The sequence below is a fragment of the Streptomyces sp. R33 genome, from assembly GCF_041200175.1.
GTDB lineage: Bacteria > Actinomycetota > Actinomycetes > Streptomycetales > Streptomycetaceae > Streptomyces > Streptomyces katrae_B.
In genome coordinates this window covers 5,753,155-5,774,536 of sequence record NZ_CP165727.1, presented here as the reverse complement: position 1 = coordinate 5,774,536, position 21,382 = coordinate 5,753,155, and the positions used below count along the sequence as shown (strand labels likewise).

The window sequence follows — 21,382 nt, the reverse complement described above, 5'->3', positions numbered from 1 at the left end:
TTGACAGCAGGCGGTGGACGGGTGGGGATCCGTCCACCGCCTGCTGGCGTAAAGATTTGTTGAACAACAAAAATGGGCGCGTCCGCCCTCGGGGGTCAGGGAACCCGGGGGCGGACGCGCAGTCAGCAGGCCCTGTCAGGGCCGTGGAGGGGTCAGCGGCTGTCGCTGCCCTTCGCCTCGGCGGCCGCACGGCCGGCCTCCAGGCGCGCCACCGGAATCCGGAACGGCGAGCAGGAGACGTAGTCGAGACCCACCTCGTGGAAGAAGTGGACGGACTCCGGGTCGCCGCCGTGCTCGCCGCAGACGCCGAGCTTGAGGTCGGGGCGGGTGGCCCGGCCGGCCTGGACCGCACTGCGGACCAGCGCGCCGACGCCGTCCTTGTCGATGGTCTCGAACGGCGAGACCCCGAAGATGCCCTTCTCCAGGTACGCGGTGAAGAAGCTGGCCTCGACGTCGTCGCGGGAGAAGCCCCACACCGTCTGGGTCAGGTCGTTCGTGCCGAAGGAGAAGAACTGCGCGGCCTCGGCGATCTGCCCGGCCGTGAGGGCGGCGCGGGGCAGCTCGATCATCGTGCCGATGGTCAGCTTGAGGCTGGTGCCGGTCGCGGCCTCGACCTCGGCGATGACCGCGTCGGCCTCCTCGCGGACGATCTCCAGCTCCTGGACGGTGCCGACGAGCGGGACCATGATCTCGGCGCGCGGGTCGCCCTTGGCGTTCTTGCGCTCGGCCGCGGCCTCGGCGATCGCCCGGACCTGCATGGCGAACAGACCGGGGATGACCAGGCCGAGGCGGACACCGCGCAGACCCAGCATCGGGTTCTGCTCGTGCAGCTTGTGCACGGCCTGCAGCAGGCGCAGGTCGTTCTCGTTGGCGTCCTTGCGGGCCTCGGCGAGGGCGACGCGCACCGACAGCTCGGTGATGTCGGGCAGGAACTCGTGCAGCGGCGGGTCGAGGAGGCGGACGGTGACGGGCAGGCCGTCCATCGCCTCGAACAGCTCGACGAAGTCCTTCTTCTGCAGCGGCAGGAGGGCACTCAGTGCCTCCTCGCGCTCCTTGTCGGTGTCCGCGAGGATCAGGTGCTCGACCAGCTCGCGGCGCTCGCCGAGGAACATGTGCTCGGTGCGGCACAGGCCGATGCCCTGGGCTCCGAAGCGGCGGGCGCGCAGGGCGTCCTCGGCGTTGTCGGCGTTGGCGCGCACCCGCAGCCGGCGGACGCGGTCCGCGTACGCCATGATCCGGTGCACGGCGGCGACCAGCTCGTCGGCGTCGTCGGCGCCGGCGTGCATGCGGCCCTCGAAGTACTCGACGACCGGGGACGGTACGACGGGTACCTCACCGAGGTAGACCTTGCCGGTGGAGCCGTCGATGGAGACGACGTCGCCCTCCTCGATCACCGTTCCGCCGACCGTCATCCGGCGGCGCTTGGTGTCGACCTCGAGGTCCTCGGCGCCGCAGACGCAGGTCTTGCCCATGCCGCGGGCCACGACGGCGGCGTGCGAGGTCTTGCCGCCGCGGGAGGTCAGGATGCCCTCGGCGGCGATCATGCCGTCCAGGTCGTCCGGGTTGGTCTCGCGGCGGATCAGGATGACCTTCTCGCCGGAGCGGGACCACTTGACGGCCGTGTACGAGTCGAAGACGGCCTTGCCGACCGCCGCACCCGGGGAGGCGGCGATACCGCGGCCGAGCAGGGTGGTGCTCGCGCCCTCGTCGAAGCGCGGGAACATCAGCTGCGCGAGCTGGGCGCCGTTGACGCGCTGGAGCGCCTCGGCCTCGTCGATCAGGCCCTGGTCGACGAGCTGGGTGGCGATGCGGAAGGCGGCGCCGGCGGTGCGCTTGCCCACGCGGGTCTGGAGCATCCACAGCTGGCCGCGCTCGATGGTGAACTCGATGTCGCAGAGATCCTTGTAGTGGGTCTCCAGCGTCGTCATGATCGTCATGAGCTGGTCGTACGACGCCTTGTCGATCGACTCCAGGTCCGCCAGCGGGACGGTGTTGCGGATGCCCGCGACCACGTCCTCGCCCTGGGCGTTCTGCAGGTAGTCGCCGTACACGCCGGCGTGGCCGCTGGCGGGGTCACGGGTGAACGCGACGCCGGTGCCGGAGTCGGGGCCGAGGTTGCCGAAGACCATGGAGCAGATGTTGACCGCGGTGCCCAGGTCGCTCGGGATGCGCTCCTGGCGGCGGTAGAGCTTGGCGCGGTCGGTGTTCCACGAGTTGAAGACCGCCTCGACGGCGAGGTCCAGCTGCTCGCGGGCGTCCTGCGGGAACTCGCGGCCGGCCTGCTTGGCGACGATCTTCTTGAAGCGGGTGACCAGCTTCTTCAGGTCGGCGGCGTCGAGGTCGGTGTCGACGGTGACCTTCTTGGCGGCCTTGGCCTCGTCGAGGGCTTCCTCGAAGAGCTCGCCCTCGACGCCGAGGACGGTCTTGCCGAACATCTGGATCAGGCGGCGGTACGAGTCCCACGCGAAGCGCTCGTTGCCGGCCTGGGAGGCGAGGCCGGCGACGGACTCGTCCGAGAGGCCGATGTTGAGGACCGTGTCCATCATGCCGGGCATGGAGAACTTGGCACCGGAGCGCACGGAGACCAGCAGCGGGTCGTCCGACTGGCCGAGCTTCTTGCCCATCTTCGCCTCGAGGGCGGCCAGGTGGGCGCTGACCTCGTCGCGCAGCGCGGCCGGGGCCTCACCGCTGGCGAGGTAGACCTTGCAGGCCTCGGTGGTGATGGTGAAGCCGGGAGGGACCGGCAGACCCAGGTTGGTCATCTCGGCGAGGTTGGCCCCCTTGCCGCCGAGAAGGTCCTTGAGGTCGCGGTTTCCCTCGGTGAAGTCGTAGACGAACTTCTGATCTTTGTTTTCCGACACGGGTCTCGACTCCTCGAGGACTCGGTGGCTGCCCTGACGGCCAGGAACATACCCAGATCGAAGGCTTCTGGGTACGTCCACTTGGTCGTCATGCGGCTGTAACCACTCGTGCGCCAGCAGATCGAAAGTAACTGATCAGTAGCCGAAACCTACGAAGAGCGTTCACCTCCCGAAGGATCAAGGGCCTCCCGAGGCTTGTTTCCGCTCCGATGAGCGATCATCGATACATTTGCGTTCAAGTCTTGAACGAACAAAGGGTGGCACCCAGTGCCACCCTTTGGAAGTCTTACCCGTGATTTTCGCGCTCATGTGAGCGCAACCCCACCCATGCGTGGCGTATGTCACGCCGCCGGCGGCATAATTTGTCAGCTGTTTCTCAGCCTCCGGACGTGTCCAGTTCGGCGTCCTCGCTCACCCCGGCACAGTCGTACGGATCCTTCAGCCAGCCATCCGGCAGGACAACCCGGTTGTTTCCGGACGTCCGGCCGCGCGGGCCGTCCGCGCTGTCGGGCCACGGCTGGTCCAGGTCGAGCTCGCTCAGATGAGCGTCCAGCTCGGCCAGCGAAGAGGTGACCGCCAGCTTCTTCCGCATCTCGGAACCCACCGAGAAGCCCTTGAGGTACCAAGCCACGTGCTTACGGAAGTCGATCACCCCGCGCGCCTCGTCGCCGATCCACTCCCCCAGCAGCTCGGCGTGCCGGTGCATGGTGGCCGCGACCTCGCGCAGCGTGGGCTTGTGGAAGTCTTCGGGCCGCCCCTCGAAGGCCGCGACCAGGTCGTTGAACAGCCACGGACGCCCCAGGCAGCCGCGCCCGACGACCACGCCGTCGCAGCCGGTCTCGCGGACCATGCGCAGCGCGTCCTCGGCGCACCAGATGTCGCCGTTGCCGAGCACGGGGATCTCCGGCACGTGCTCCTTGAGCCGCGCGATGGCGTCCCAGTCGGCGGTGCCGCCGTAGTGCTGGGCGGTGGTGCGCCCGTGCAGGGCGATGGCGGTGACGCCCTCCTCGACGGCGATCCGGCCAGCGTCCAGGTAGGTGAGGTGGTCGTCGTTGATGCCCTTGCGCATCTTCATGGTGACCGGCAGGTCGCCGGCGCCCGCGACGGCCTCGCGCAGGATCGCGCGCAGCAGGTTCCGCTTGTACGGCAGGGCCGACCCGCCGCCCTTGCGGGTCACCTTGGGGACCGGGCAGCCGAAGTTCAGGTCGATGTGGTCGGCGCGGTCCTCTTCGACGATCATGCGGACCGCCTTGCCGACCGTCGCCGGGTCGACTCCGTACAGCTGGATCGAGCGGGGCTTCTCGGTCTCGTCGAAGTGGATCAGCTGCATGGTCTTCTCGTTGCGCTCGACCAGGGCGCGGGTCGTGATCATCTCGCTCACGAACAGCCCCTTGCCGCCGCTGAACTCGCGGCAGAGGGTACGGAACGGGGCATTGGTGATGCCGGCCATGGGGGCGAGCACCACGGGGGGCTGCACGGTGTGCGGGCCGATCGCGAGCGGCGGAGGGAGCGTGGTCATCCCCCCATTGTCGCCCAGGCGAACCGCAACACGCATTTCTTTAGTTAGACGTACTATCGTAAGCATGACGGAGTCGAGCCGCCGCCGGAGGATGCTGATCCTGGCGATCTGCTGCATGAGCCTGCTCATCGTCAGCCTCGACGTGACCGTCCTCAACGTCGCCCTGCCCTCGATGCGCCGTGAGCTGGACGCCTCCGTCTCCGGCATGCAGTGGACGATCGACGCGTACACGCTGGTCCTGGCCTCGCTGCTGATGCTGGCTGGCTCCACGGCGGACCGGATCGGGCGCCGCAGGGTCTTCGCCGCGGGCCTCGTCCTCTTCACGGCGGGTTCACTGCTCTGCTCGCTGGCGCCGACCCTGGAGTGGCTGATCGCCTTCCGGATGGTCCAGGCCGTGGGCGGCTCGATGCTCAACCCGGTCGCCATGTCGATCATCACCAACACCTTCACGGATCCGCGCGAGCGGGCCCGCGCCATCGGCGTCTGGGGCGCGGTGGTCGGCATCTCCATGGCCGTGGGCCCGCTGATCGGCGGGCTGCTCGTCGAATCGGTCGGCTGGCGCTCCATCTTCTGGATCAACCTCCCGGTCGGGCTGGTGGCCTTCGCGCTGACCCTGCGCTTCGTCCCGGAGTCGCGGGCCGCACACCCGCGCCGCCCGGACCCGGTGGGCCAGCTGCTGGTCATGGCCCTGCTGGGGTCCGTGACGTACGGGATCATCGAGGCGCCGAGCGCCGGCTGGAGCTCGCCGGTCATCCTCGGCTGCACGGCCCTGGCCGTGGCCTCGCTGGCGGGGCTGCTCTTCTACGAGCCGCGGCGGGCGGAGCCGCTGATCGACCCGCGGTTCTTCCGGAGCGCTCCGTTCAGTGGCGCGACGGTGATAGCGATCAGCGCCTTTGCCGCGCTGTCCGGGTTCCTGTTCCTGAACACCCTGTACCTGCAGGACGTACGGGGGCTCAGCGCGCTCGACGCCGGGCTCTACATGCTGCCGATGGCCCTGCTGACGTTCCTCTGCGCCCCGCTGTCGGGCCGTCTGGTCGGCAATCGGGGGCCGCGGCCCTCGCTGCTGATCGCGGGGACGGCGATGGCGGCGAGCGGGGTGCTGTTCGCCGCCTTCTCGGCGCAGACCTCGACGCCGCTGCTGTTCACGGCGTACGTGCTGTTCGGGCTGGGCTTCGGCATGGTGAACGCACCCATCACCAACACCGCGGTCTCCGGGATGCCCCGGTCCCAGGCGGGGGTCGCGGCCGCGGTGGCCTCCACCAGCCGGCAGACCGGTGGCACGCTGGGCGTGGCCGTGATCGGCGCGGTCCTGGCGGCCGGGACGGCGGGCGGCGCCGATTTCGTCGAGGCGACCCGGCCGGCCTGGTGGATCATCACGGGCTGCGGGCTGCTCGCCCTCGTCGTGGGCGCCGCGACCAGTGGCCGGTGGGCCATGGGGACGGCGACACGGACCGCCCGGAGGCTGGAGCGGACGGCCACGGTGTCCTCGCAGTCGGCCGAAGCTCCGCCGCGCGGCTGACGCCGGACACCCCCTCGGCGCCTATTCGCCGCAGTTGAAGTCCTCGGGGTTCGAGTCGATCCGGGCCAGCAGGCTGCGCAGCGCGTCCTGGTCCTGCTGCGAGAGCGCGGCGAACAGGGAGCGTTCGACCTCGTCGAGCGCCGCGTTCGTCTTGGCGAGGGCGGCCGATCCGGCCTCGGTGATGGCCACGTTGTGGCGGCGGCGGTCGGCCGGATCCCGGCGGCGCAGGGCGAGACCCTCGCCCTCCAGGTCGTTGAGGATGCCGACCAGCACGCTCGGGTCCACCTCGAGCCCCTCGGCGAGTGCCCGCTGGCCGATGGGGCCGTCCTCGAGGCGCATCAGCGTCATCGCGTGCCGCGGGGTGAGTCCGGCCGCGCTGAGCGCCTTCTTCATGCGGGTCTCGGTGATCGAGCCGTGCCAGGCCAGCAGCAGGCCCAGCCGCTGCGGGGGGTGCGGAGACTCCTGAGCTGCCGTCATATCAGACATCGTAACAACCGAGGAATGGTTGCGGAGGATCGATCGTTGATGGTACTCAATGATTTAACATCCTCGATCGTTGGAGCTCATCATGTTCATTGCGTACGCCGTCGTCGCCGGTCTGCTCGCACTCGTCCTGGCCGCGTCCGCCACGTTCACGTTCCAGCGGACCGAGGCGATCGTCGCGAGCGCGCGGAAGGTCCAGGTCCCGGACAGCTGGCTGCCCCTGCTGGCCATCGCGAAGGCGGCCGGCGCGGCAGGCCTGGTCGCGGGCCTGTGGGTGACTCCGCTGGGCGTGGCCGCCGCCGTCGGCGTGACCCTCTACTTCATCGGCGCGGTCATCAGCCACCTGCGCGTGAAGGACTTCGAACTGGCCCCGGCGGCCACCCTCGCCCTGGTCGCGGCGGCGGCGCTCGCCCTGCGGGTGGCGGCATAGCCACCCTGACGGGTGACAGATATTGAAATCTGTCACCCGTCATGCCATGGTTGTTCCATGACCAAGAACGAGAACACCCGCACCCTCGGCTCCACCGGCCCCTCCGTCTTCCCGCTGGGGCTGGGCTGCATGGGCATGTCCGCCCTGTACGGGGAGGCCGACCGCACCGAGTCGATCGCGACCATCCACGCCTACCTGGACGCCGTCCCCGACGGCACGAGTGCGCTGCTCGACACCGGCGACTTCTACGGCATGGGGCACAACGAGATGCTCATCGGCGAGGCCCTGCGCACCGCGCCCGCCGCGGCCCGTGAGCAGGCCCTGGTCAGCGTGAAGTTCGGTGCCCTGCGCACCGTCGAGGGCGGATTCACCGGCTACGACGGCCGCCCCGAGGCCGTCAGGAACTTCCTGGCCTACTCGCTCCAGCGCCTCGGCCGGGACCACATCGACGTCTACCGGATCGCCCGTGTCGACCCGGCCGTCCCGATCGAGGAGACCGTCGGCGCCATCGCCGAGGCCGTCGAAGCCGGGCACGTGCGGCACATCGGCCTCTCCGAGGTCGGCGCGGACACGCTGCGCAGAGCCGCGGCCGTGGCCCCGATCGCGGACCTCCAGATCGAGTACTCGCTCATCTCCCGCGGCATCGAGGAGGAGATCCTGCCGACCGCCCGCGAGCTGGGCATCGGCGTCACGGCGTACGGGGTGCTGAGCCGAGGTCTGATCAGCGGGCACTTCAGCCGCGACCGGGAGCTGGCGCCGGGCGACTTCCGCGGAATGAGCCCCCGCTTCCAGGGCGAGAACCTGCAGCACAACCTCGACCTGGTCGACGCCCTGCGCAAGGTCGCGGCGGACAAGGGGGTCAGCGTCGCCCAGACCGCCATCGCCTGGGTGCTCTCGCGCGGCGAGGACATCGTGCCGCTGGTGGGCGCCCGCCGCCGGGACCGGCTGTCCGAGGCACTGGGTGCCATGGACGTGGAGCTGACTTCTGCGGACCTGGCGGCCATCGAGGAGGCGGTCCCGGCGGGAGCCGCGGCCGGCGAGCGGTACCCGGCAGCGCAAATGGCCCACCTCGACAGCGAGCACTGAGCGGGCGGTACGGTCGTACTCATGCCCCCCGCTGCTGCCGAGCCCCTGACACCCGAGCGCATCCTCGAGACCACCGAGGAGGTGCTGCGCCGCTACGGGCCCACCAAGGCGACCGTGGTGGACGTGGCCCGCGCCCTGGGCGTCAGCCACGGCAGCGTGTACCGGCACTTCCCGTCGAAGGCGGCCCTGCGCGAGGCCGTCACGGACCGCTGGCTCGCCAAGAGCGTCGTCCGCCTGGAGGAGATCGCCTCGGCCACCGGCCCGGCTGCGCCCTCCAAGCTGGAGGCCTGGCTGGAGGCGCTCTTCGAGGCCAAGCGGCACAAGGCGGGTGACGACCCGGAGCTGTTCGCCACGTACACGGTGCTGCTCTCCGAGAGCAGCGGCGTGGTGGACCACCATCTGAGCCAGCTGATCGACCAGTTGGGCCGGATCATCTCCGAGGGCGTCGAGGCCGGCTCGCTCAGTGCGCCCGATGTGCCGGCCGCCGCCCGGGCGGTGTTCGACGCCACCGGCCGTTTCCACGATCCGCAGTACGCGGCCGAGTGGCTCTCGCCCACGATCATCACGGAGTTCGAGGCGGTCACCGCCCTCGTCATCCGGGGCCTGCGCGCCTGACCGCGTCGGCAACGCGCGCAACGCGATGTCCGGAACCGGTCAGTCCGGACAGCTTGATGATCATTTTGGGCGCGTCCGACTTGTCTGTCCCCCGTCAAACTCCATACGGTCCCCCTACCGCACTTCATCAGGCACGTTCCAGGGGGAACCTTGTCCGCTCAACCCACTCAGGCTGCCCAGCCCGCACCTCCTGCCCGCTCCGGCGGCGCGGCGGCGATCGGCTTGATCCTTACCATCGCACTCAACGTGGTCGCACCGATCGTCACCTACAACACCCTCGTCGACGACCACGGCTGGAGCGAGGCCTCGGCTCTGCTGGCCAGCGGCGCCTGGCCGGTACTCGACAGCGCCATCATGGTGGCCTGGCGGCGCAAGCTGGACGAGTTCGCCATCGTCACCCTGGTGTTCCTGGTGATCACCGCCGTGGTCTCCCTCGTGGGTGCCCAGTCCACGCAGGCCCTGCTGGTCAAGGACTCCGCCGTGACGGGCCTGTTCGGGCTCCTGTGCCTCGGCACCCTGCTCGCGCCGCGGCCGCTGATGTTCTACTTCGGCCGGAAGTTCGGCACGGACGGCACCCCGGCGGGCGTGGCGTACTACAACGGCCTGTGGCGGTTCGAGGGTTTCCGCAACGCCCAGCGCCGCATGACCCTGGTGTGGGGCGTTGCCTACCTCATCGAGGCGGCGGTCCGGATCGTCCTGTCGTACGTCCTGGACACCTCCACCATGGTGACCCTCAGCCCGTTCATGATCTACGGGACGCTCGGCGGCCTGGCCCTCTGGACGATCAGCTTCGTCAAGCGCACCAAGGCCGAGGGTGAGAAGCGGGCCGCCGCGGCGGCCGCCGCGGCCGGGCAGGCCGAAGGCCTCACAGCCTGACCGCCCTGGCGGCTGCGTACGAAAAAGACCGGTGGCCCGGTGCGCGATCCGCGCACCGGGCCACCGGTCTTTCAGGCGGCGGGAACTAGCAGCCGAGCAGGCGGCTGCCGAGGTAGCTCTGGATCTGGTCCAGGGAGACGCGCTCCTGCTTCATGGTGTCGCGCTCGCGCACGGTCACCGCGTTGTCGTCCAGGGTGTCGAAGTCGACGGTGACGCAGAACGGCGTACCGATCTCGTCCTGGCGGCGGTAGCGGCGACCGATGGCGCCCGCGTCGTCGAACTCGATGTTCCAGAACTTGCGCAGGTCGGCAGCGAGGCCCTTGGCCTTCGGCGACAGCTGCGGGTTGCGGGACAGCGGCAGGACGGCGACCTTGATCGGGGCCAGACGCGGGTCGAGGCGCATCACGGTGCGCTTCTCCATGACGCCCTTGGCGTTGGGGGCCTCGTCCTCGTTGTACGCGTCGAGCATGAAGGCGAGCATGGCGCGGTTGACACCGGCCGCCGGCTCGATGACGTACGGGGTGTACTTCTCCTTGGACTCCTGGTCGAAGTACGTGAGGTCCTGGCCCGAGGCGGCGGAGTGGGCCTTGAGGTCGAAGTCGGTGCGGTTGGCGATGCCTTCGAGCTCGGAGAACTCGTTGCCACCGAAGTTGAAGCGGTACTCGATGTCGGCGGTGCGCTTCGAGTAGTGGGACAGCTTCTCCTTCGGGTGGTCGTACCAGCGGATGTTCTCCTCGCGGATGCCGAGGTCGCGGTACCAGTTCCACCGCTCGGCCATCCAGTACTCCTGCCACTGCTCGTCCTCGCCCGGCTTGACGAAGAACTCCATCTCCATCTGCTCGAACTCGCGCGTGCGGAAGATGAAGTTGCCGGGCGTGATCTCGTTGCGGAAGGACTTGCCCATCTGCGCGATGCCGAACGGGGGCTTCTTGCGCGAGGTGGTCTGCACCTGGGCGAAGTTGGTGAAGATGCCCTGGGCGGTCTCGGGGCGCAGGTACGCCTTCGAGCCGGTGTCCTGGGTCGGGCCGAGGTGGGTCTCCAGCATGCCGGAGAACTGCTTCGGCTCGGTGAACTGGCCCTTCACACCGCAGTTGGGGCAGTTGATGTCGGCGAGACCGTTGGCGGGCAGACGGCCGTGCTTGGCCTCGTACGCCTCTTCCAGGTGGTCCGCGCGGTGACGCTTGTGGCAGGAGGTGCACTCGGTCAGCGGGTCCGAGAAGGTCGCGACGTGGCCGGAGGCCACCCAGACCTCGGGGGCCAGGATCACGGACGAGTCGATACCGACGATGTCCTCACGCCCGGTGACCATCGCCTTCCACCACTGGCGCTTGATGTTCTCCTTGAGCTCGACACCGAGCGGGCCGTAGTCCCAGGCAGCCCTGGAGCCGCCGTAGATCTCACTGCACGGGAAAACGAAGCCACGGCGCTTGCTCAGGCTGACGATGGTTTCGATCTTGTCGGCGGCCACGGTGCTCTCTTCATTACGAGGACGAACGGCGAAGACTCAAGGTTACCGGCGCCCGCACCCCCCCTTTCAAATCGGGACCCCTTCCACGGCCCCTCCCCCGTGGGCCCCACCAGGGTTTTTGACAACCGTTTCCATTTTTGATGAAAATGGATGTCATGAACGTACGACGCCTCATACCCGCAGCCGCCCTCGCCGGAGCCGTCGCGCTGGGCGCCACGGCCCTCACCGCCTGCTCTGGAGCCTCGGCCGCCGGCGTCGGCAAGGGCGGCAAGCTCGACGTCATGTCGTCGTTTTACCCGATGCAGTTCCTGGCCGAACAGATCGGCAAGGACCACGTCAAGGCCGCCACCCTGACCAAGCCGGGCGTCGAACCGCACGACCTGGAGATCACCCCGAAGCAGACCGGGCAGCTCGGCGAGTCCGACGTGGTCCTCTACCTCAAGGGCCTGCAGCCCGCCGTCGACAAGGCCGTCGCCCAGTCCGGCGTGAAGCACGTGGTCGACGCCGCCACCCTCACGAAGCTCGAGGTCCACGGCTCCTCCGGCCACGACCACGCCCACGAGGGCGAGGAGGGCCACTCCGAGGGCGAGGCCGAGGGCCACGACCACGGCCACGGCGAGGCCGGCGAGGACCCCCACATCTGGCTCGACCCGGTGAAGTACGCCGAGGTCGCCAAGGGCGTCGGCGCGGCGCTCGAGAAGGCCGACCCCGACCACGCGGCCGACTACCGCAAGAACACCGACGAGCTGGTCGGCAAGCTGACCGCGCTCGATGCGGAGTTCAAGGACGGCCTGAAGAACACCGCCTCCAAGACCTTCATCACCACGCACTCCGCCTTCGGCTACCTCGCCGAGCGCTACGGCCTCGACCAGGAGGGCATCTCCGGCGTCGACCCCGAGTCCGAGCCGAGCCCGGCCCGGATGAAGGAACTCCAGGCCGTTGCACAGAAGGACAATGTCTCGACCGTGTTCTTCGAGACGCTGGCCAGCGACAAGACGGCTAGGACGCTCGCCGCCGACACCGGCCTGAAGACCGATGTCCTCGACCCGCTCGAGGGAATCACCGACAAGTCCCAGGGCGCTGACTACTTCGAGGTCATGCGGTCCAACCTGAAGAACCTGCAGAAGGCGCTCGGTAGCAAGTAATGGCAGTAACGGAGGCGCGTGCCATGGAGTCCCAGCCCGCCGAGGCAGCGGACCAGCCCGTCATATCCCTGCGCGGGGCCACCGCCTCGCTCGGCTCGCGCCCCGTGTTGCGCGGGGTCGACCTCACCGTCCGGCGCGGCGAGGTCGTCGCCCTGCTCGGCGCCAACGGCTCCGGCAAGTCCACGGCCGTGCGCGCCGTCGTCGGCCAGGTCCCGCTGTCCGACGGCGAGCTCGCGCTGTTCGGCACCGACTTCAAGCGCTTCCGCGCCTGGTCGCGCATCGGATACGTCCCGCAGCGCACCACCGCCGCCAGCGGCGTCCCGGCCACCGTCCGCGAGGTCGTCTCCTCCGGCCGGCTCGCCCGCTCCCGCTTCGGCATCCTCCGCAAAGCCGACAAGGCGGCCGTCGAGCGGGCCCTGACCCTCGTCGACATGAGCCAGTACGCCGACGCCTCCGTCAATGCCCTCTCCGGCGGCCAGCACCAGCGCGTGCTCATCGCGCGGGCGCTCGCCGGGGAACCCGAACTGCTGATCATGGACGAGCCGATGGCCGGCGTGGACCTCGCCAACCAGGAGGTCCTCGCGAACGCCCTGCGCGAGCAGGTCGCCGCCGGCTCGACCGTCCTGCTCGTCCTGCACGAGCTGGGCCCGCTGGAGCCGCTGATCGACCGCGCCGTCGTCCTGCGCGACGGCTGCGTCGTCCACGACGGCGCGCCCCCGGAGGCCGTGGGCCAGCACGCCCTGCCCGGCCACGACCACGTACACCCCCACGCGGCGCACGACGCCGAGCCGCTCCGGACGGGACTGCTGAGCTGATGGACCTCCTGACCTACGCCTTCATGCAGCGGGCCCTGCTCGCGGCCGTCCTCGTCGGCGTCACCGCCCCCGCGATCGGCACGTACCTCGTGCAGCGCCGCCAGGCCGTCATGGGCGACGGCATCGGGCACGTGGCCATGACCGGTGTCGCGCTCGGCTTCCTGTTCAACGCGAGCCCGGTGTGGATGGCGACCCTGGTCGCGGTCATCGGCGCGGTCGGCATGGAGCTCATCCGCTCCCGCGGCAGGACGAGCGGCGACATCGCGCTCGCCATGCTGTTCTACGGCGGCCTGGCCGGCGGCGTGATGATCATCAACCTGGCTCCGGGCGGCTCGACGGCCAATCTGACCAGCTACCTCTTCGGCTCGATCACCACGGTCTCCGCCGAGGACGTCACCGCGGTCGTGATCCTCGCGGCGCTGGTGATCGCCGTCACCCTCGGCCTGCGCCGCCAGCTGTTCGCGGTCTGCCAGGACGAGGAGTTCGCCCGGGTCACCGGCCTGCCGGTGCGCTTCCTGAACCTGCTGATCGCGGTCACCGCCGCCGTCACGGTGACCGTGGCCATGCGGATCGTCGGCCTGCTGCTGGTCAGCGCCATGATGGTGATCCCGGTCGCGGCGGCGCAGCGCGTCACCCGCGGGTTCACCGCGACCCTGTCGGTGGCGATGGTGATCGGCGTGCTGGTCTCGCTCTCCGGCACGACCCTGACGTACTACATCGACGCCCCCTCCGGCGGCACCATCGTGCTGCTCGCCATCGGCGTCTTCATGGTGATGACCGCCCTGTCCACGCCGCTGGCCCGCCGCCGGGCGAATGCGGCCCGCGCCGCCGAAGAGGTCTGCACGCGCGATGATGTGAAGGTCTAGGGAAGTCGGCCGCCTGGCACAATGGGCCGAGGCCGATACGAGGAGGAACCGGTGGCGACTGCGCCTGGCGAGATGAATACCGCGCCAGTACGAGGACGATCCACCCGGCAGCGGGCAGCCGTGGCGGCGGCGCTGGACGAGGTGGACGAGTTCCGCAGCGCCCAGGAGCTGCACGACATGCTCAAGCACCGCGGTGACTCCGTGGGCCTGACGACCGTGTACCGCACCCTCCAGTCGCTCGCCGACGCCGGCGAGGTCGACGTGCTGCGCACCAGCGACGGCGAGTCCGTCTACCGGCGCTGTTCCACCGGGGACCACCACCATCACCTGGTCTGCCGCAAGTGCGGCAAGGCGGTCGAGGTGGAGGGCCCGGCGGTGGAGAAGTGGGCGGAGTCGATCGCGGCGGAGCACGGCTTCGTGAACGTCGCCCACACGGTGGAGATCTTCGGCACCTGCGCCGACTGCGCGGCCGCGGCCGCCTCCTAGTCTTCTGAGTCTTGAGTTCTGTTCAGATGTGTAGGCTTGGCCTATGGCGCGGATGGGGCGGCCGAAGGCCGAGTTGACGCTGTCGGACGAGGAACGGGCCGCACTGGAGGGGTGGGTGCGGCGTCGTTCCACGCCGCAGGCGTGGGCTTTGAGGTGCCGGATCATCCTGGCCTGCGCCGAGGGCGTCTCGAACAAGGATGTGGCCGTCCGTCTCGGATCGACGCCTCATGCGGTCGGCCGTTGGCGGGCCCGTTTCGTGCAGTACCGGATCGCGGGCCTGGGAGACATGCCGCGTTCCGGCGGCCCCAGGTCGGTGACGGATGAGCAGGTGGCCGCAGTGGTCACCAGGACGTTGGAGTCCACGCCGAAGAACGCAACGCACTGGTCGACGCGGTCGATGGCGAAGGAAATGGGCCTGTCCCAGTCCTCGGTCTCACGGATCTGGCGGGCGTTCGGCCTGCAGCCGCACCGGTCGGAGACGTTCAAGCTGTCGACCGATCCCTACTTCGTCGACAAGGTCCACGATGTCGTCGGCCTCTACCTGGACCCTCCCGAGCGGGCGCTGGTGTTCTGCGTGGATGAGAAATCGCAGATCCAGGCCCTGGACCGGTCCCAGCCAGTGCTGCCGATGATGCCAGGAGTCCCGGAGCGGTCAACGCACGACTACGTCCGCGCCGGCACGACCACCCTGTTCGCCGCACTCAACGTGGCCACCGGCAAGGTGATCGGCTCCCTGCACCGCCGGCATCGCGCCGAGGAGTTCAAGAAGTTCCTGGTCAAGCTCGACAAGGAAGTGCCTGCCGGTCTGGACGTCCACCTGATCTGCGACAACTACGCCACCCACAAGACGCCGGACATCAAGAAGTGGCTGCTCGGCCACCCCCGGTTCCACCTGCACTTCACGCCGACCGGGTCGTCCTGGCTGAGCCTGGTGGAGCGATGGTTCGCCGAACTCACCAACAAGCAGATACGGCGAGGCGTCCACAAGTCCGTCCAGGCCCTCGAGAAGGACATCCGTGACTGGATCGCCGCTTGGAACACCGACCCCAAGCCCTACGTCTGGACCAAGACCGCAGACGAAATCCTCGAACGCCTCGCCAGCTATCTGAACAGAATTCCCGACTCAGAAGACTAGAGCCGCCTCAGGTTCGCGTCCAGGATCGCCCGCAGCCGGTCGATGTCCGCCGGGCTCCGGGCCCCGCGCTTCGGCAGCACGGTCATGGCCACGGCCCGCTTGTCCTCGCTGAGCATGACGAACAGCTCGTCCGTCTCCGCGTACGTGGGCTGCGCCGACCAGCCGATGCGGGTGTCGCAGGCGGTCGCCGTCAACCGGACCCCGGTGCCGTCGACGACGGCCCGGGTCTCTCCCGTCTTCTCCAGCAGTCCGCGCAGGGCCCGGGCCTGCAGACGCGGGCCGAGGGGGCCGATGACCCACAGGAGCACGCCGCCGACGAGGAAGGCCACGGCCCGGCCGACATCGGGTTCGTTGCCCGCGAGCAGCGCGGCGCCGCCGATCAGGGACAGCGTCCCGATGAAGCTGAACAGCCATTTCTTGCGGCGCGCCGCCCCCGTGCGGGCGGCCCGCGCCCGGAGCGCGCCGGCGAAGTCGGCCACGGTGTTCTGGTAGACGAGCTCGACCGCCGGGCCGTCCGCGCCGGCTGCGCCGCCCTGCCGCCCGTCCGGTTGTTCAACAATGTCCATGACATCGGACCCTATCGTCCGCCCGGGCGCCGAGCCGGTCGCACGTACCGGCTCGGCCCGCCGGGTCAGGCCTTGGGGCCCGGCTCCGCCTGGTTCGGGACGGCGCCGCCGAAGCGGCGGTCGCGCTGGGCGTACTCCAGGCAGGCCGCCCACAGGTTGCGGCGGTCGAAGTCCGGCCACAGCACGTCCTGGAAGACCATCTCGGCGTACGCGCTCTGCCAGATCAGGTAGTTGGACGTGCGCTGCTCGCCGCTCGGCCGCAGGAACAGGTCGACGTCCGGCATGTCCGGGTAGTACATGTACTTCGCGAAGGTCTTCTCGTTGACCTTCGACGGGTCCAGCTTGCCCGCGGCCACGTCCCGCGCGATCGCCTGCGCCGCGTCCGCGATCTCCGCGCGGCCGCCGTAGTTCACGCAGAAGTACAGGGTCATCGCGTCGTTGTCGACGGTCTGCTCCTGGGCGACCTGGAGCTCCTGGACGACCGACTTCCACATCTTCGGCATGCGGCCGACCCAGCGGATCCGGATGCCCAGCTCGTTCATCTCGTCGCGGCGGCGCCGGATGACGTCGCGGTTGAAGTTCATCAGGAAGCGGACCTCGTCGGGCGAGCGCTTCCAGTTCTCCGTCGAGAAGGCGTACAGGGAGAGGTTCTTGACGCCCATCTCCAGGCAGCCCTTGAGCACGTCGAGCACGACGCCCTCGCCGACCTTGTGGCCCTCGGTGCGCGGCAGGCCGCGCTCCTTGGCCCAGCGGCCGTTGCCGTCCATGACCACGGCGACGTGGTTCGGGACGAGCTCGCCGGGGATCTTCGGCGGGCGCTCACCGGACGGGTGCGGCTCGGGAACCTTGTACTCCCGGCGAGAGCGTCCCAGAATCCCGCGTCGTGCCATGTGCCCAGCTCCTATTTCTCGACGTATCGCAGGGAGCGTAGCCCGCGCTCCAGATGCCAGTGCAAATAGGCGGAGACGAGCCCACTGCCCTCCCGCACGTACCGCGCCTCGCAGGCGTCCGCATGCCCCCAGTCGCCCGTCAGCAGCGCGCTGAGCAGGGCGATGGCCTCAGACGAGGGTACGACGCTGCCGCCGACCCGGCAGTCCCCGCAGACGACCCCGCCCGCGGCGACGGAGAAGTGCCGGTTGGGGCCGTGGATCCCGCACTTCGCGCAGTCCGTGAAGCTGGGCGCGTAGCCGTTGACGGCGAGCGAGCGCAGCAGGAACGCGTCGAGGATGAGGTTCGGCTCGTGCTCCCCGCGCGAGAGCGTGCGCAGGGCGCCGATCAGCAGCAGGTACTGCTGCACGGCGGGCTCGCCCTCGTTCTCGGTGAACCGCTCGGCGGTCTCCAGCATCGCGGTGCCGGCGGTGTAGCGGGCGTAGTCGGTGACGATGCCGTTGCCGTACGGGGCGATGATCTCGGTCTGGGTGCACAGGGGGAGGCTGCGGCCGATCAGCTCGCTGCCCCGGGCGAAGAACTGCACGTCGGCGTGGGAGAAAGGTTCCAGCCCCGCGCCGAACTTGGACTTCGTCCGCCGTACTCCGCGGGCGACGGCCCGCACCCGTCCGTGGCCGCGGGTCAGCAGCGTGATGATGCGGTCCGCCTCACCCAGCTTCTGGGTGCGCAGCACGATGCCATCGTCGCGGAACAGACTCATGCGCCCATTGTCGCCTGTGCGGGGACGGCGACGGCCCTCCGCCCGGACACGGGTCCGGACGGAGGGCCGTCACCCCTTGGGAGGGTCAGGAGGCGGACGGGGCCTGCTCGTCCGCGTCCGGCTTCGGTCCACCGGCGGCGACGGCGGTCACGGCGGCGCCGACCGTGGCCTCGGCCACCGTCTCGGCCTCGTCCGCCGCCTTCGCCTCGGCCTCGTCCGCCGCCTTCGCCGCGGGGGCCTCGGGCGCCTCGGACGCCTCGTCCGCTGCGCCCGCCGCGGCGTCGGCCGGGCCCACCGCCTGGGCGGGCACCGCCGCCACGGCGCTGTGCGCATCGTCCTTGCCCAGCCCGTTGAAGATCAGGTTGAGCACGATCGCGGCCGTGGCGCCAAGCGTCACACCGCTGTTGAGGAGCGAGGAGAGGTCCGCGTCCATGTGGTCCTTGAACAGCACCGGGACGGTGGCCGGGAGCAGCGCGAAGGCCAGGGAGACACCCACGATCAGCGCGTTCTTCTCCTCCTTGAGGTCGACCTTGGCCAGGGTCTGGATGCCCGCCAGGGCCACCATCGCGAACATCACGGTCGCCGCGCCGCCGAGCACTCCGTGCGGGACCGCGGCCACGATCGCGGCGGCCTTCGGGATCAGCCCGAGCACGATCATGAAGACGCCCGCGGCGACCACGACGAACCGGCTCTTGACCTTGGTCATGCGGACCAGGCCGACGTTCTCGGCGAACGCCACGTACGGGAAGGAGTTGAGGACGCCGCCGAGGGCGGTCGCGGCGCCGTCGGCGCGCAGCGCGCGGGCCACGGTCTCGCTGTCGATCTCCTTGCCGACGATGTCGCCGACGGCGTACGTGTCACCGGTGGTCTCGACCATGGTGATCAGCATGACGATGAGCATCAGCAGGATCGGGAACCAGGCGAACTTCGGTGCTCCGTAGTGGAACGGGGTGGTGATGCCGATCCAGTCCGAGTTGCCCACGTCGCCGAACTTGGCGTCGCCCAGCAGGAAGGCGACGGCGGTGCCGCCGACCAGGCCGAGCAGGATGGAGATGCTGGAGAGGAAGGGCTTGCCGAGCTTCATCAGGACGAGGATGAAGAGCATCGTGCCGCCGGCGTACGCGAAGTGCTTGGGATCGCCGAAGTCGGGGCTGCCGAGGCCGCCCGCGGCGTCGTTGAGGCCCACGGGGATCAGCACGATACCGAGGACGGTGATCACCGTGCCGGTGACGACCGGCGGGAAGAGCCTCATGATCGTACGGAAGGCCTTGGGCGGCAGCCAGGCGAAGGCGAAGGTGGCGATGCCGGCCGTGATGACCGCGCCGTAGATGACGAGCAGGCCCGCCGTCCCGCCGCCGGCTCCGAGCCCGATGGCGATCATCGGGGACACCGCGGTGAAGGTGACGCCCTGGATCAGGGGCAGTCGCGCACCGATCCGGCCGACGCCCCACGCCTGGAGGATCGAGGCGATACCGCAGGTGAACAGGTCTGCGTTGATCAGGTAGACCAGCTGCTCGGTGGTCAGGCCGAGGGCACCGCCCACGATGATCGGGACGATCACCGCACCGGCGTAGAACGCGAGTACGTGCTGGAAGCCGTACAGCGCGAGCTTGGGGAGGGGGAGCACCTCGTCGACCGGGTGCGTGCTGTGCTCTCCGTTGCCGGAGAGCCGGGCGGCGACACGTGCCATCTCTGCCTTGCCCTTCAAGAGGTAGGTGATCGAGAGGAATCTGGTTATCCCTGGCCGAAGTGGGTCGCTATCCCGTTGGTTCGCCAGGGTTGTCAGTGCGTTCACGTGAATCGAAGCCCCGCTGTGTTACTGGCGGCGTCTCGTCGTGTGACCGGAATTGAACGCCTGTGGGGGTGCTCACAGATATCGTGGACTTCTACAAAGTGTTGACGTCTGGGGATGCCAGATCTGTAGGTATCTCCAGTGGCGGATGTCCCCGCAAGGGCGTATCGGCCCGCGGAGGCGGAGCCCATATGTGCAGGTCAAGGCCCCGTCCGGGTGTCCAATGGGTGGACTGCCGAGGCCGGAACGCACGAATCCCCCCTTCGCGCAGAGTGCGAAGGGGGGCGGATTCGGTCACAGGAGGCCGGATCGTTACCTCGGCGAAGGCGTACCGAGCCCTTTCCGATGCCGTACCGAGGCCGTTTCGGTCAGGGTCACGGCGCCCGGACCGCCGACAGCAGCCGGGTCACCTCGTCGGAGGCCATCCGCAGCGCGGCGCCCACCGTGGCGAGCACCTCGCGCTCGGCCGGGGTGTACGGACCGTCCGCGAGGGCGATCCGGGCGCCCTGCAGCAGGATCGATTCCCGCCCGGGCGCGGCCAGGTGCGGAGCCAGCGGCTCCAGCGCCTCGTGGAGCTCTATCGCCAGCGCGGCCCCGCAGCATTCGGGGCCGTCGTACAGCCCGAGCCGGCCCTCGTCGGTGGCGAGCGCCTCCACCAGGGACTCGAGCTGCTCCTCCGTGCAGTCCTGGAAGCCCGCCGCCCGTACGGCCGACACGGCGGCCTCCAGGGCGCCGCGCGAGGCGGTTCCGCCCGCCGCGAGGACGGCCAGCGTCACGGTGTGCACGGCGTCGCGCAGCAGCGCCGAGAAGCGGGTGGTGGTCAGGTGGTCGAGGACCTCGGTCTCGAAGCGCTCCCGGCAGCCCTGGCACTCGACGACGGGCCCGGCCGCTCCGCGCGGCAGCAGCGGGACACCGAGGACGGTGAACCGGCGGCGCCCGGTCCGCCTGCGGTAGTTGCGGTCGCCACCGCAGTCGGGGCAGAAGAACTCCCCGTCGCCCACGGTGCTCCAGGTGGTACGGATGCCCCAGACCGTCAGCTTCCGGCCGTCCCCACCCCGAACTGGCAGCACGTCGCACCTCCGTCACTCCCCCGTGGCCCTGCGGGCACGGGCGGGAACCCCAGGCAGCTTCGCCGGGTTGGCGTGATGTTAGCCACATCGGTGAGGATGCGTCAGTCGTGTGACAAGACAACATGCCCTGCCGACCGCACTTGGCCGGTCTGCATCCCTGCCGCCGTGCCCGCGCACGTCGCGTTTTCCCTACGCTCGCCCGCGTGAACACCAAATCCTGTCTGGTCACGGGCGCGGCGAGCGGGATCGGCCGGGCCACCGCCCGGCTGCTGGCCCGCTCCGGCGCCCTCGTGACCGCGGCTGACATCAATGGCCCCGGCGTCGAGGAACTGCGTACGGAACTCGCCGAAGAGGGGTACGACATCACGATCGTGGCCGGTGACGTCGCCGACCCGGAGGCCAACCGCGCGATGGTCGGGGCCGCGCTCGGGGCGTACGGACGGCTCGACGTCGCCGTGGCGAACGCCGGAGTGCTCCCTCTTTCGGATGTACGGGAGACCGGCCCGGACGACTGGGACCGGGTCATGGCGATCGACGGCCGGGGGATGTTCCTGACCTGCAAGTACGCCATCGAGGCGATGCTGGCGCAGCCGGACCCGGGCGGGGCGCTGGTCTGCGTGTCCTCGGTGTCGGGGGTGGCGGGACAGGCCCGGCAGGCGGCGTACGGGCCGGCGAAGTTCGTGGCGTCGGGGCTGACCAAGCACCTGGCGGTGGAGTGGGCGGCGCACGGGATCCGGGTCAACGCGGTGGCCCCCGGCACCATCCGTACGGAGCGGGTGCTGGCCCTGAAGGACGAGCCGGGCGGCCCGGAGTACCTGGCGGAGGTCTCCGCGGCCCATCCGATGGGCCGGCTCGGCGAGCCGGAGGAGGTGGCCCGGGTCATCGCCTTCCTGGCCTCCGACGCGGCCTCGTTCGTGACGGGCGCGATCCTGCCGGTGGACGGCGGCTACCTGGCCCGCTGAGTCCGGGAACGGCGGAACCCCGCCCTTCACAGCGAAGGAC

Annotated in this window: 20 protein-coding genes; 11 read left to right on the top strand and 9 right to left on the bottom strand. The window is 69.7% G+C overall.

Going from position 1 to position 21,382, the window contains the following annotated elements; genetic code table 11:
- Nucleotides 1-152: 152 nt before the first annotated feature.
- Both ppdK and dusB read right to left on the bottom strand, forming a co-directional pair.
- Nucleotides 153-2,861 (bottom strand): pyruvate, phosphate dikinase, encoded by a 2,709-nt coding sequence (ppdK, locus tag AB5J51_RS26435; protein ID WP_053785344.1) that lies wholly within the window; start codon nucleotides 2,859-2,861, stop codon nucleotides 153-155.
- 376 nt (nucleotides 2,862-3,237) lie between these two features.
- Entirely contained in the window at nucleotides 3,238-4,380 is a 1,143-nt protein-coding gene (dusB, locus tag AB5J51_RS26430; RefSeq protein ID WP_030297116.1) for a tRNA dihydrouridine synthase DusB, read from the bottom strand.
- A 64-nt stretch (nucleotides 4,381-4,444) separates the two neighbouring features.
- Here dusB and AB5J51_RS26425 point away from each other — a divergent pair, with 64 nt between their 5' ends.
- The gene (locus AB5J51_RS26425) at nucleotides 4,445-5,899 is read left to right on the top strand and encodes an MFS transporter (protein ID WP_369778788.1); all 1,455 of its coding nucleotides are present in this window, start codon (nucleotides 4,445-4,447) and stop codon (nucleotides 5,897-5,899) included.
- 21 nt (nucleotides 5,900-5,920) lie between these two features.
- Here AB5J51_RS26425 and AB5J51_RS26420 read toward each other — a convergent pair whose 3' ends face one another.
- Nucleotides 5,921-6,376: a MarR family winged helix-turn-helix transcriptional regulator gene (locus AB5J51_RS26420; protein ID WP_240805367.1), complete on the bottom strand. Its 456-nt coding sequence runs from the start codon at nucleotides 6,374-6,376 to the stop codon at nucleotides 5,921-5,923.
- A 91-nt stretch (nucleotides 6,377-6,467) separates the two neighbouring features.
- Here AB5J51_RS26420 and AB5J51_RS26415 point away from each other — a divergent pair, with 91 nt between their 5' ends.
- From AB5J51_RS26415 to AB5J51_RS26400, 4 genes are all read left to right on the top strand, one after another.
- Nucleotides 6,468-6,812 carry a DoxX family protein gene (locus tag AB5J51_RS26415; RefSeq protein ID WP_053785378.1) on the top strand — a complete coding sequence of 115 codons (345 nt, stop codon included), beginning with the start codon at nucleotides 6,468-6,470 and terminating at the stop codon, nucleotides 6,810-6,812.
- Between the two features lie 57 nt (nucleotides 6,813-6,869).
- Entirely contained in the window at nucleotides 6,870-7,898 is a 1,029-nt protein-coding gene (locus AB5J51_RS26410) for an aldo/keto reductase (protein WP_136224835.1), read from the top strand.
- A gap of 21 nt (nucleotides 7,899-7,919) precedes the next feature.
- On the top strand, nucleotides 7,920-8,513 hold the full coding sequence (locus AB5J51_RS26405) for a TetR family transcriptional regulator (RefSeq protein ID WP_053785348.1): 594 nt from the start codon (nucleotides 7,920-7,922) through the stop codon (nucleotides 8,511-8,513).
- A 246-nt stretch (nucleotides 8,514-8,759) separates the two neighbouring features.
- Nucleotides 8,760-9,389, top strand: coding sequence for a VC0807 family protein (locus AB5J51_RS26400; protein ID WP_234381939.1), 630 nt, complete (start codon nucleotides 8,760-8,762; stop codon nucleotides 9,387-9,389).
- Between the two features lie 85 nt (nucleotides 9,390-9,474).
- Here the strand turns inward: AB5J51_RS26400 and AB5J51_RS26395 are convergent, their stop codons facing one another.
- Nucleotides 9,475-10,857: a glycine--tRNA ligase gene (locus AB5J51_RS26395; RefSeq protein WP_053785350.1), complete on the bottom strand. Its 1,383-nt coding sequence runs from the start codon at nucleotides 10,855-10,857 to the stop codon at nucleotides 9,475-9,477.
- Between the two features lie 155 nt (nucleotides 10,858-11,012).
- Between AB5J51_RS26395 and AB5J51_RS26390 the strand changes: the two genes are divergently transcribed.
- The 5 genes from AB5J51_RS26390 to AB5J51_RS26370 are packed head-to-tail and all read left to right on the top strand — an operon-like array spanning nucleotide 11,013 to nucleotide 15,304.
- The gene (locus AB5J51_RS26390; protein WP_136224838.1) at nucleotides 11,013-12,002 is read left to right on the top strand and encodes a metal ABC transporter substrate-binding protein; all 990 of its coding nucleotides are present in this window, start codon (nucleotides 11,013-11,015) and stop codon (nucleotides 12,000-12,002) included.
- A 23-nt stretch (nucleotides 12,003-12,025) separates the two neighbouring features.
- A complete protein-coding gene (locus AB5J51_RS26385) occupies nucleotides 12,026-12,817 on the top strand; it encodes a metal ABC transporter ATP-binding protein (protein ID WP_369778787.1) in 792 nt (263 codons plus the stop codon).
- On the top strand, nucleotides 12,817-13,683 hold the full coding sequence (locus AB5J51_RS26380; protein WP_053785353.1) for a metal ABC transporter permease: 867 nt from the start codon (nucleotides 12,817-12,819) through the stop codon (nucleotides 13,681-13,683). The genes AB5J51_RS26385 and AB5J51_RS26380 overlap by 1 nt, the downstream gene beginning before the upstream one ends.
- Nucleotides 13,684-13,734: 51 nt before the next feature.
- Nucleotides 13,735-14,169, top strand: a complete 435-nt coding sequence (locus tag AB5J51_RS26375) for a Fur family transcriptional regulator (protein WP_078987174.1) — start codon at nucleotides 13,735-13,737, stop codon at nucleotides 14,167-14,169.
- 52 nt (nucleotides 14,170-14,221) lie between these two features.
- The gene (locus AB5J51_RS26370) at nucleotides 14,222-15,304 is read left to right on the top strand and encodes an IS630 family transposase (protein WP_369780319.1); all 1,083 of its coding nucleotides are present in this window, start codon (nucleotides 14,222-14,224) and stop codon (nucleotides 15,302-15,304) included.
- On the opposite strand, the gene AB5J51_RS26365 is transcribed toward AB5J51_RS26370, so the two are convergent.
- From AB5J51_RS26365 to AB5J51_RS26345, 5 genes are all read right to left on the bottom strand, one after another.
- Nucleotides 15,301-15,870, bottom strand: a complete 570-nt coding sequence (locus AB5J51_RS26365; RefSeq protein WP_136224840.1) for a YcxB family protein — start codon at nucleotides 15,868-15,870, stop codon at nucleotides 15,301-15,303. The genes AB5J51_RS26370 and AB5J51_RS26365 overlap by 4 nt on opposite strands.
- Before the next feature lie 65 nt (nucleotides 15,871-15,935).
- A complete protein-coding gene (locus AB5J51_RS26360) occupies nucleotides 15,936-16,760 on the bottom strand; it encodes an isoprenyl transferase (RefSeq protein WP_053785356.1) in 825 nt (274 codons plus the stop codon).
- A gap of 11 nt (nucleotides 16,761-16,771) precedes the next feature.
- Nucleotides 16,772-17,518, bottom strand: a complete 747-nt coding sequence (gene recO / locus AB5J51_RS26355) for a DNA repair protein RecO (protein ID WP_053785357.1) — start codon at nucleotides 17,516-17,518, stop codon at nucleotides 16,772-16,774.
- A gap of 85 nt (nucleotides 17,519-17,603) precedes the next feature.
- Entirely contained in the window at nucleotides 17,604-19,208 is a 1,605-nt protein-coding gene (locus tag AB5J51_RS26350) for a nucleobase:cation symporter-2 family protein (protein WP_369778786.1), read from the bottom strand.
- Nucleotides 19,209-19,684: 476 nt separating this feature from the next.
- Nucleotides 19,685-20,380 carry a TerB family tellurite resistance protein gene (locus tag AB5J51_RS26345; RefSeq protein WP_053785359.1) on the bottom strand — a complete coding sequence of 232 codons (696 nt, stop codon included), beginning with the start codon at nucleotides 20,378-20,380 and terminating at the stop codon, nucleotides 19,685-19,687.
- A 203-nt stretch (nucleotides 20,381-20,583) separates the two neighbouring features.
- Between AB5J51_RS26345 and AB5J51_RS26340 the strand changes: the two genes are divergently transcribed.
- Nucleotides 20,584-21,342, top strand: a complete 759-nt coding sequence (locus AB5J51_RS26340; protein ID WP_240805369.1) for an SDR family NAD(P)-dependent oxidoreductase — start codon at nucleotides 20,584-20,586, stop codon at nucleotides 21,340-21,342.
- Nucleotides 21,343-21,382 lie beyond the last annotated feature (40 nt).

Excerpts from the sequence above, each read along its gene's own strand:
- dusB (WP_030297116.1), bottom strand. The coding sequence starts at position 4,380 with ATGACCACGCTCCCTCCGCCGCTCGCGATCGGCCCGCACACCGTGCAG.
- AB5J51_RS26425 (WP_369778788.1), top strand. The coding sequence starts at position 4,445 with ATGACGGAGTCGAGCCGCCGCCGGAGGATGCTGATCCTGGCGATCTGC.
- AB5J51_RS26420 (WP_240805367.1), bottom strand. The coding sequence starts at position 6,376 with ATGACGGCAGCTCAGGAGTCTCCGCACCCCCCGCAGCGGCTGGGCCTG.
- AB5J51_RS26415 (WP_053785378.1), top strand. The coding sequence starts at position 6,468 with ATGTTCATTGCGTACGCCGTCGTCGCCGGTCTGCTCGCACTCGTCCTG.
- AB5J51_RS26410 (WP_136224835.1), top strand. The coding sequence starts at position 6,870 with ATGACCAAGAACGAGAACACCCGCACCCTCGGCTCCACCGGCCCCTCC.
- AB5J51_RS26405 (WP_053785348.1), top strand. The coding sequence starts at position 7,920 with ATGCCCCCCGCTGCTGCCGAGCCCCTGACACCCGAGCGCATCCTCGAG.
- AB5J51_RS26390 (WP_136224838.1), top strand. The coding sequence starts at position 11,013 with ATGAACGTACGACGCCTCATACCCGCAGCCGCCCTCGCCGGAGCCGTC.
- AB5J51_RS26385 (WP_369778787.1), top strand. The coding sequence starts at position 12,026 with ATGGAGTCCCAGCCCGCCGAGGCAGCGGACCAGCCCGTCATATCCCTG.
- AB5J51_RS26380 (WP_053785353.1), top strand. The coding sequence starts at position 12,817 with ATGGACCTCCTGACCTACGCCTTCATGCAGCGGGCCCTGCTCGCGGCC.
- AB5J51_RS26370 (WP_369780319.1), top strand. The coding sequence starts at position 14,222 with ATGGGGCGGCCGAAGGCCGAGTTGACGCTGTCGGACGAGGAACGGGCC.
- AB5J51_RS26365 (WP_136224840.1), bottom strand. The coding sequence starts at position 15,870 with ATGGACATTGTTGAACAACCGGACGGGCGGCAGGGCGGCGCAGCCGGC.
- AB5J51_RS26360 (WP_053785356.1), bottom strand. The coding sequence starts at position 16,760 with ATGGCACGACGCGGGATTCTGGGACGCTCTCGCCGGGAGTACAAGGTT.
- recO (WP_053785357.1), bottom strand. The coding sequence starts at position 17,518 with ATGAGTCTGTTCCGCGACGATGGCATCGTGCTGCGCACCCAGAAGCTG.
- AB5J51_RS26350 (WP_369778786.1), bottom strand. The coding sequence starts at position 19,208 with ATGGCACGTGTCGCCGCCCGGCTCTCCGGCAACGGAGAGCACAGCACG.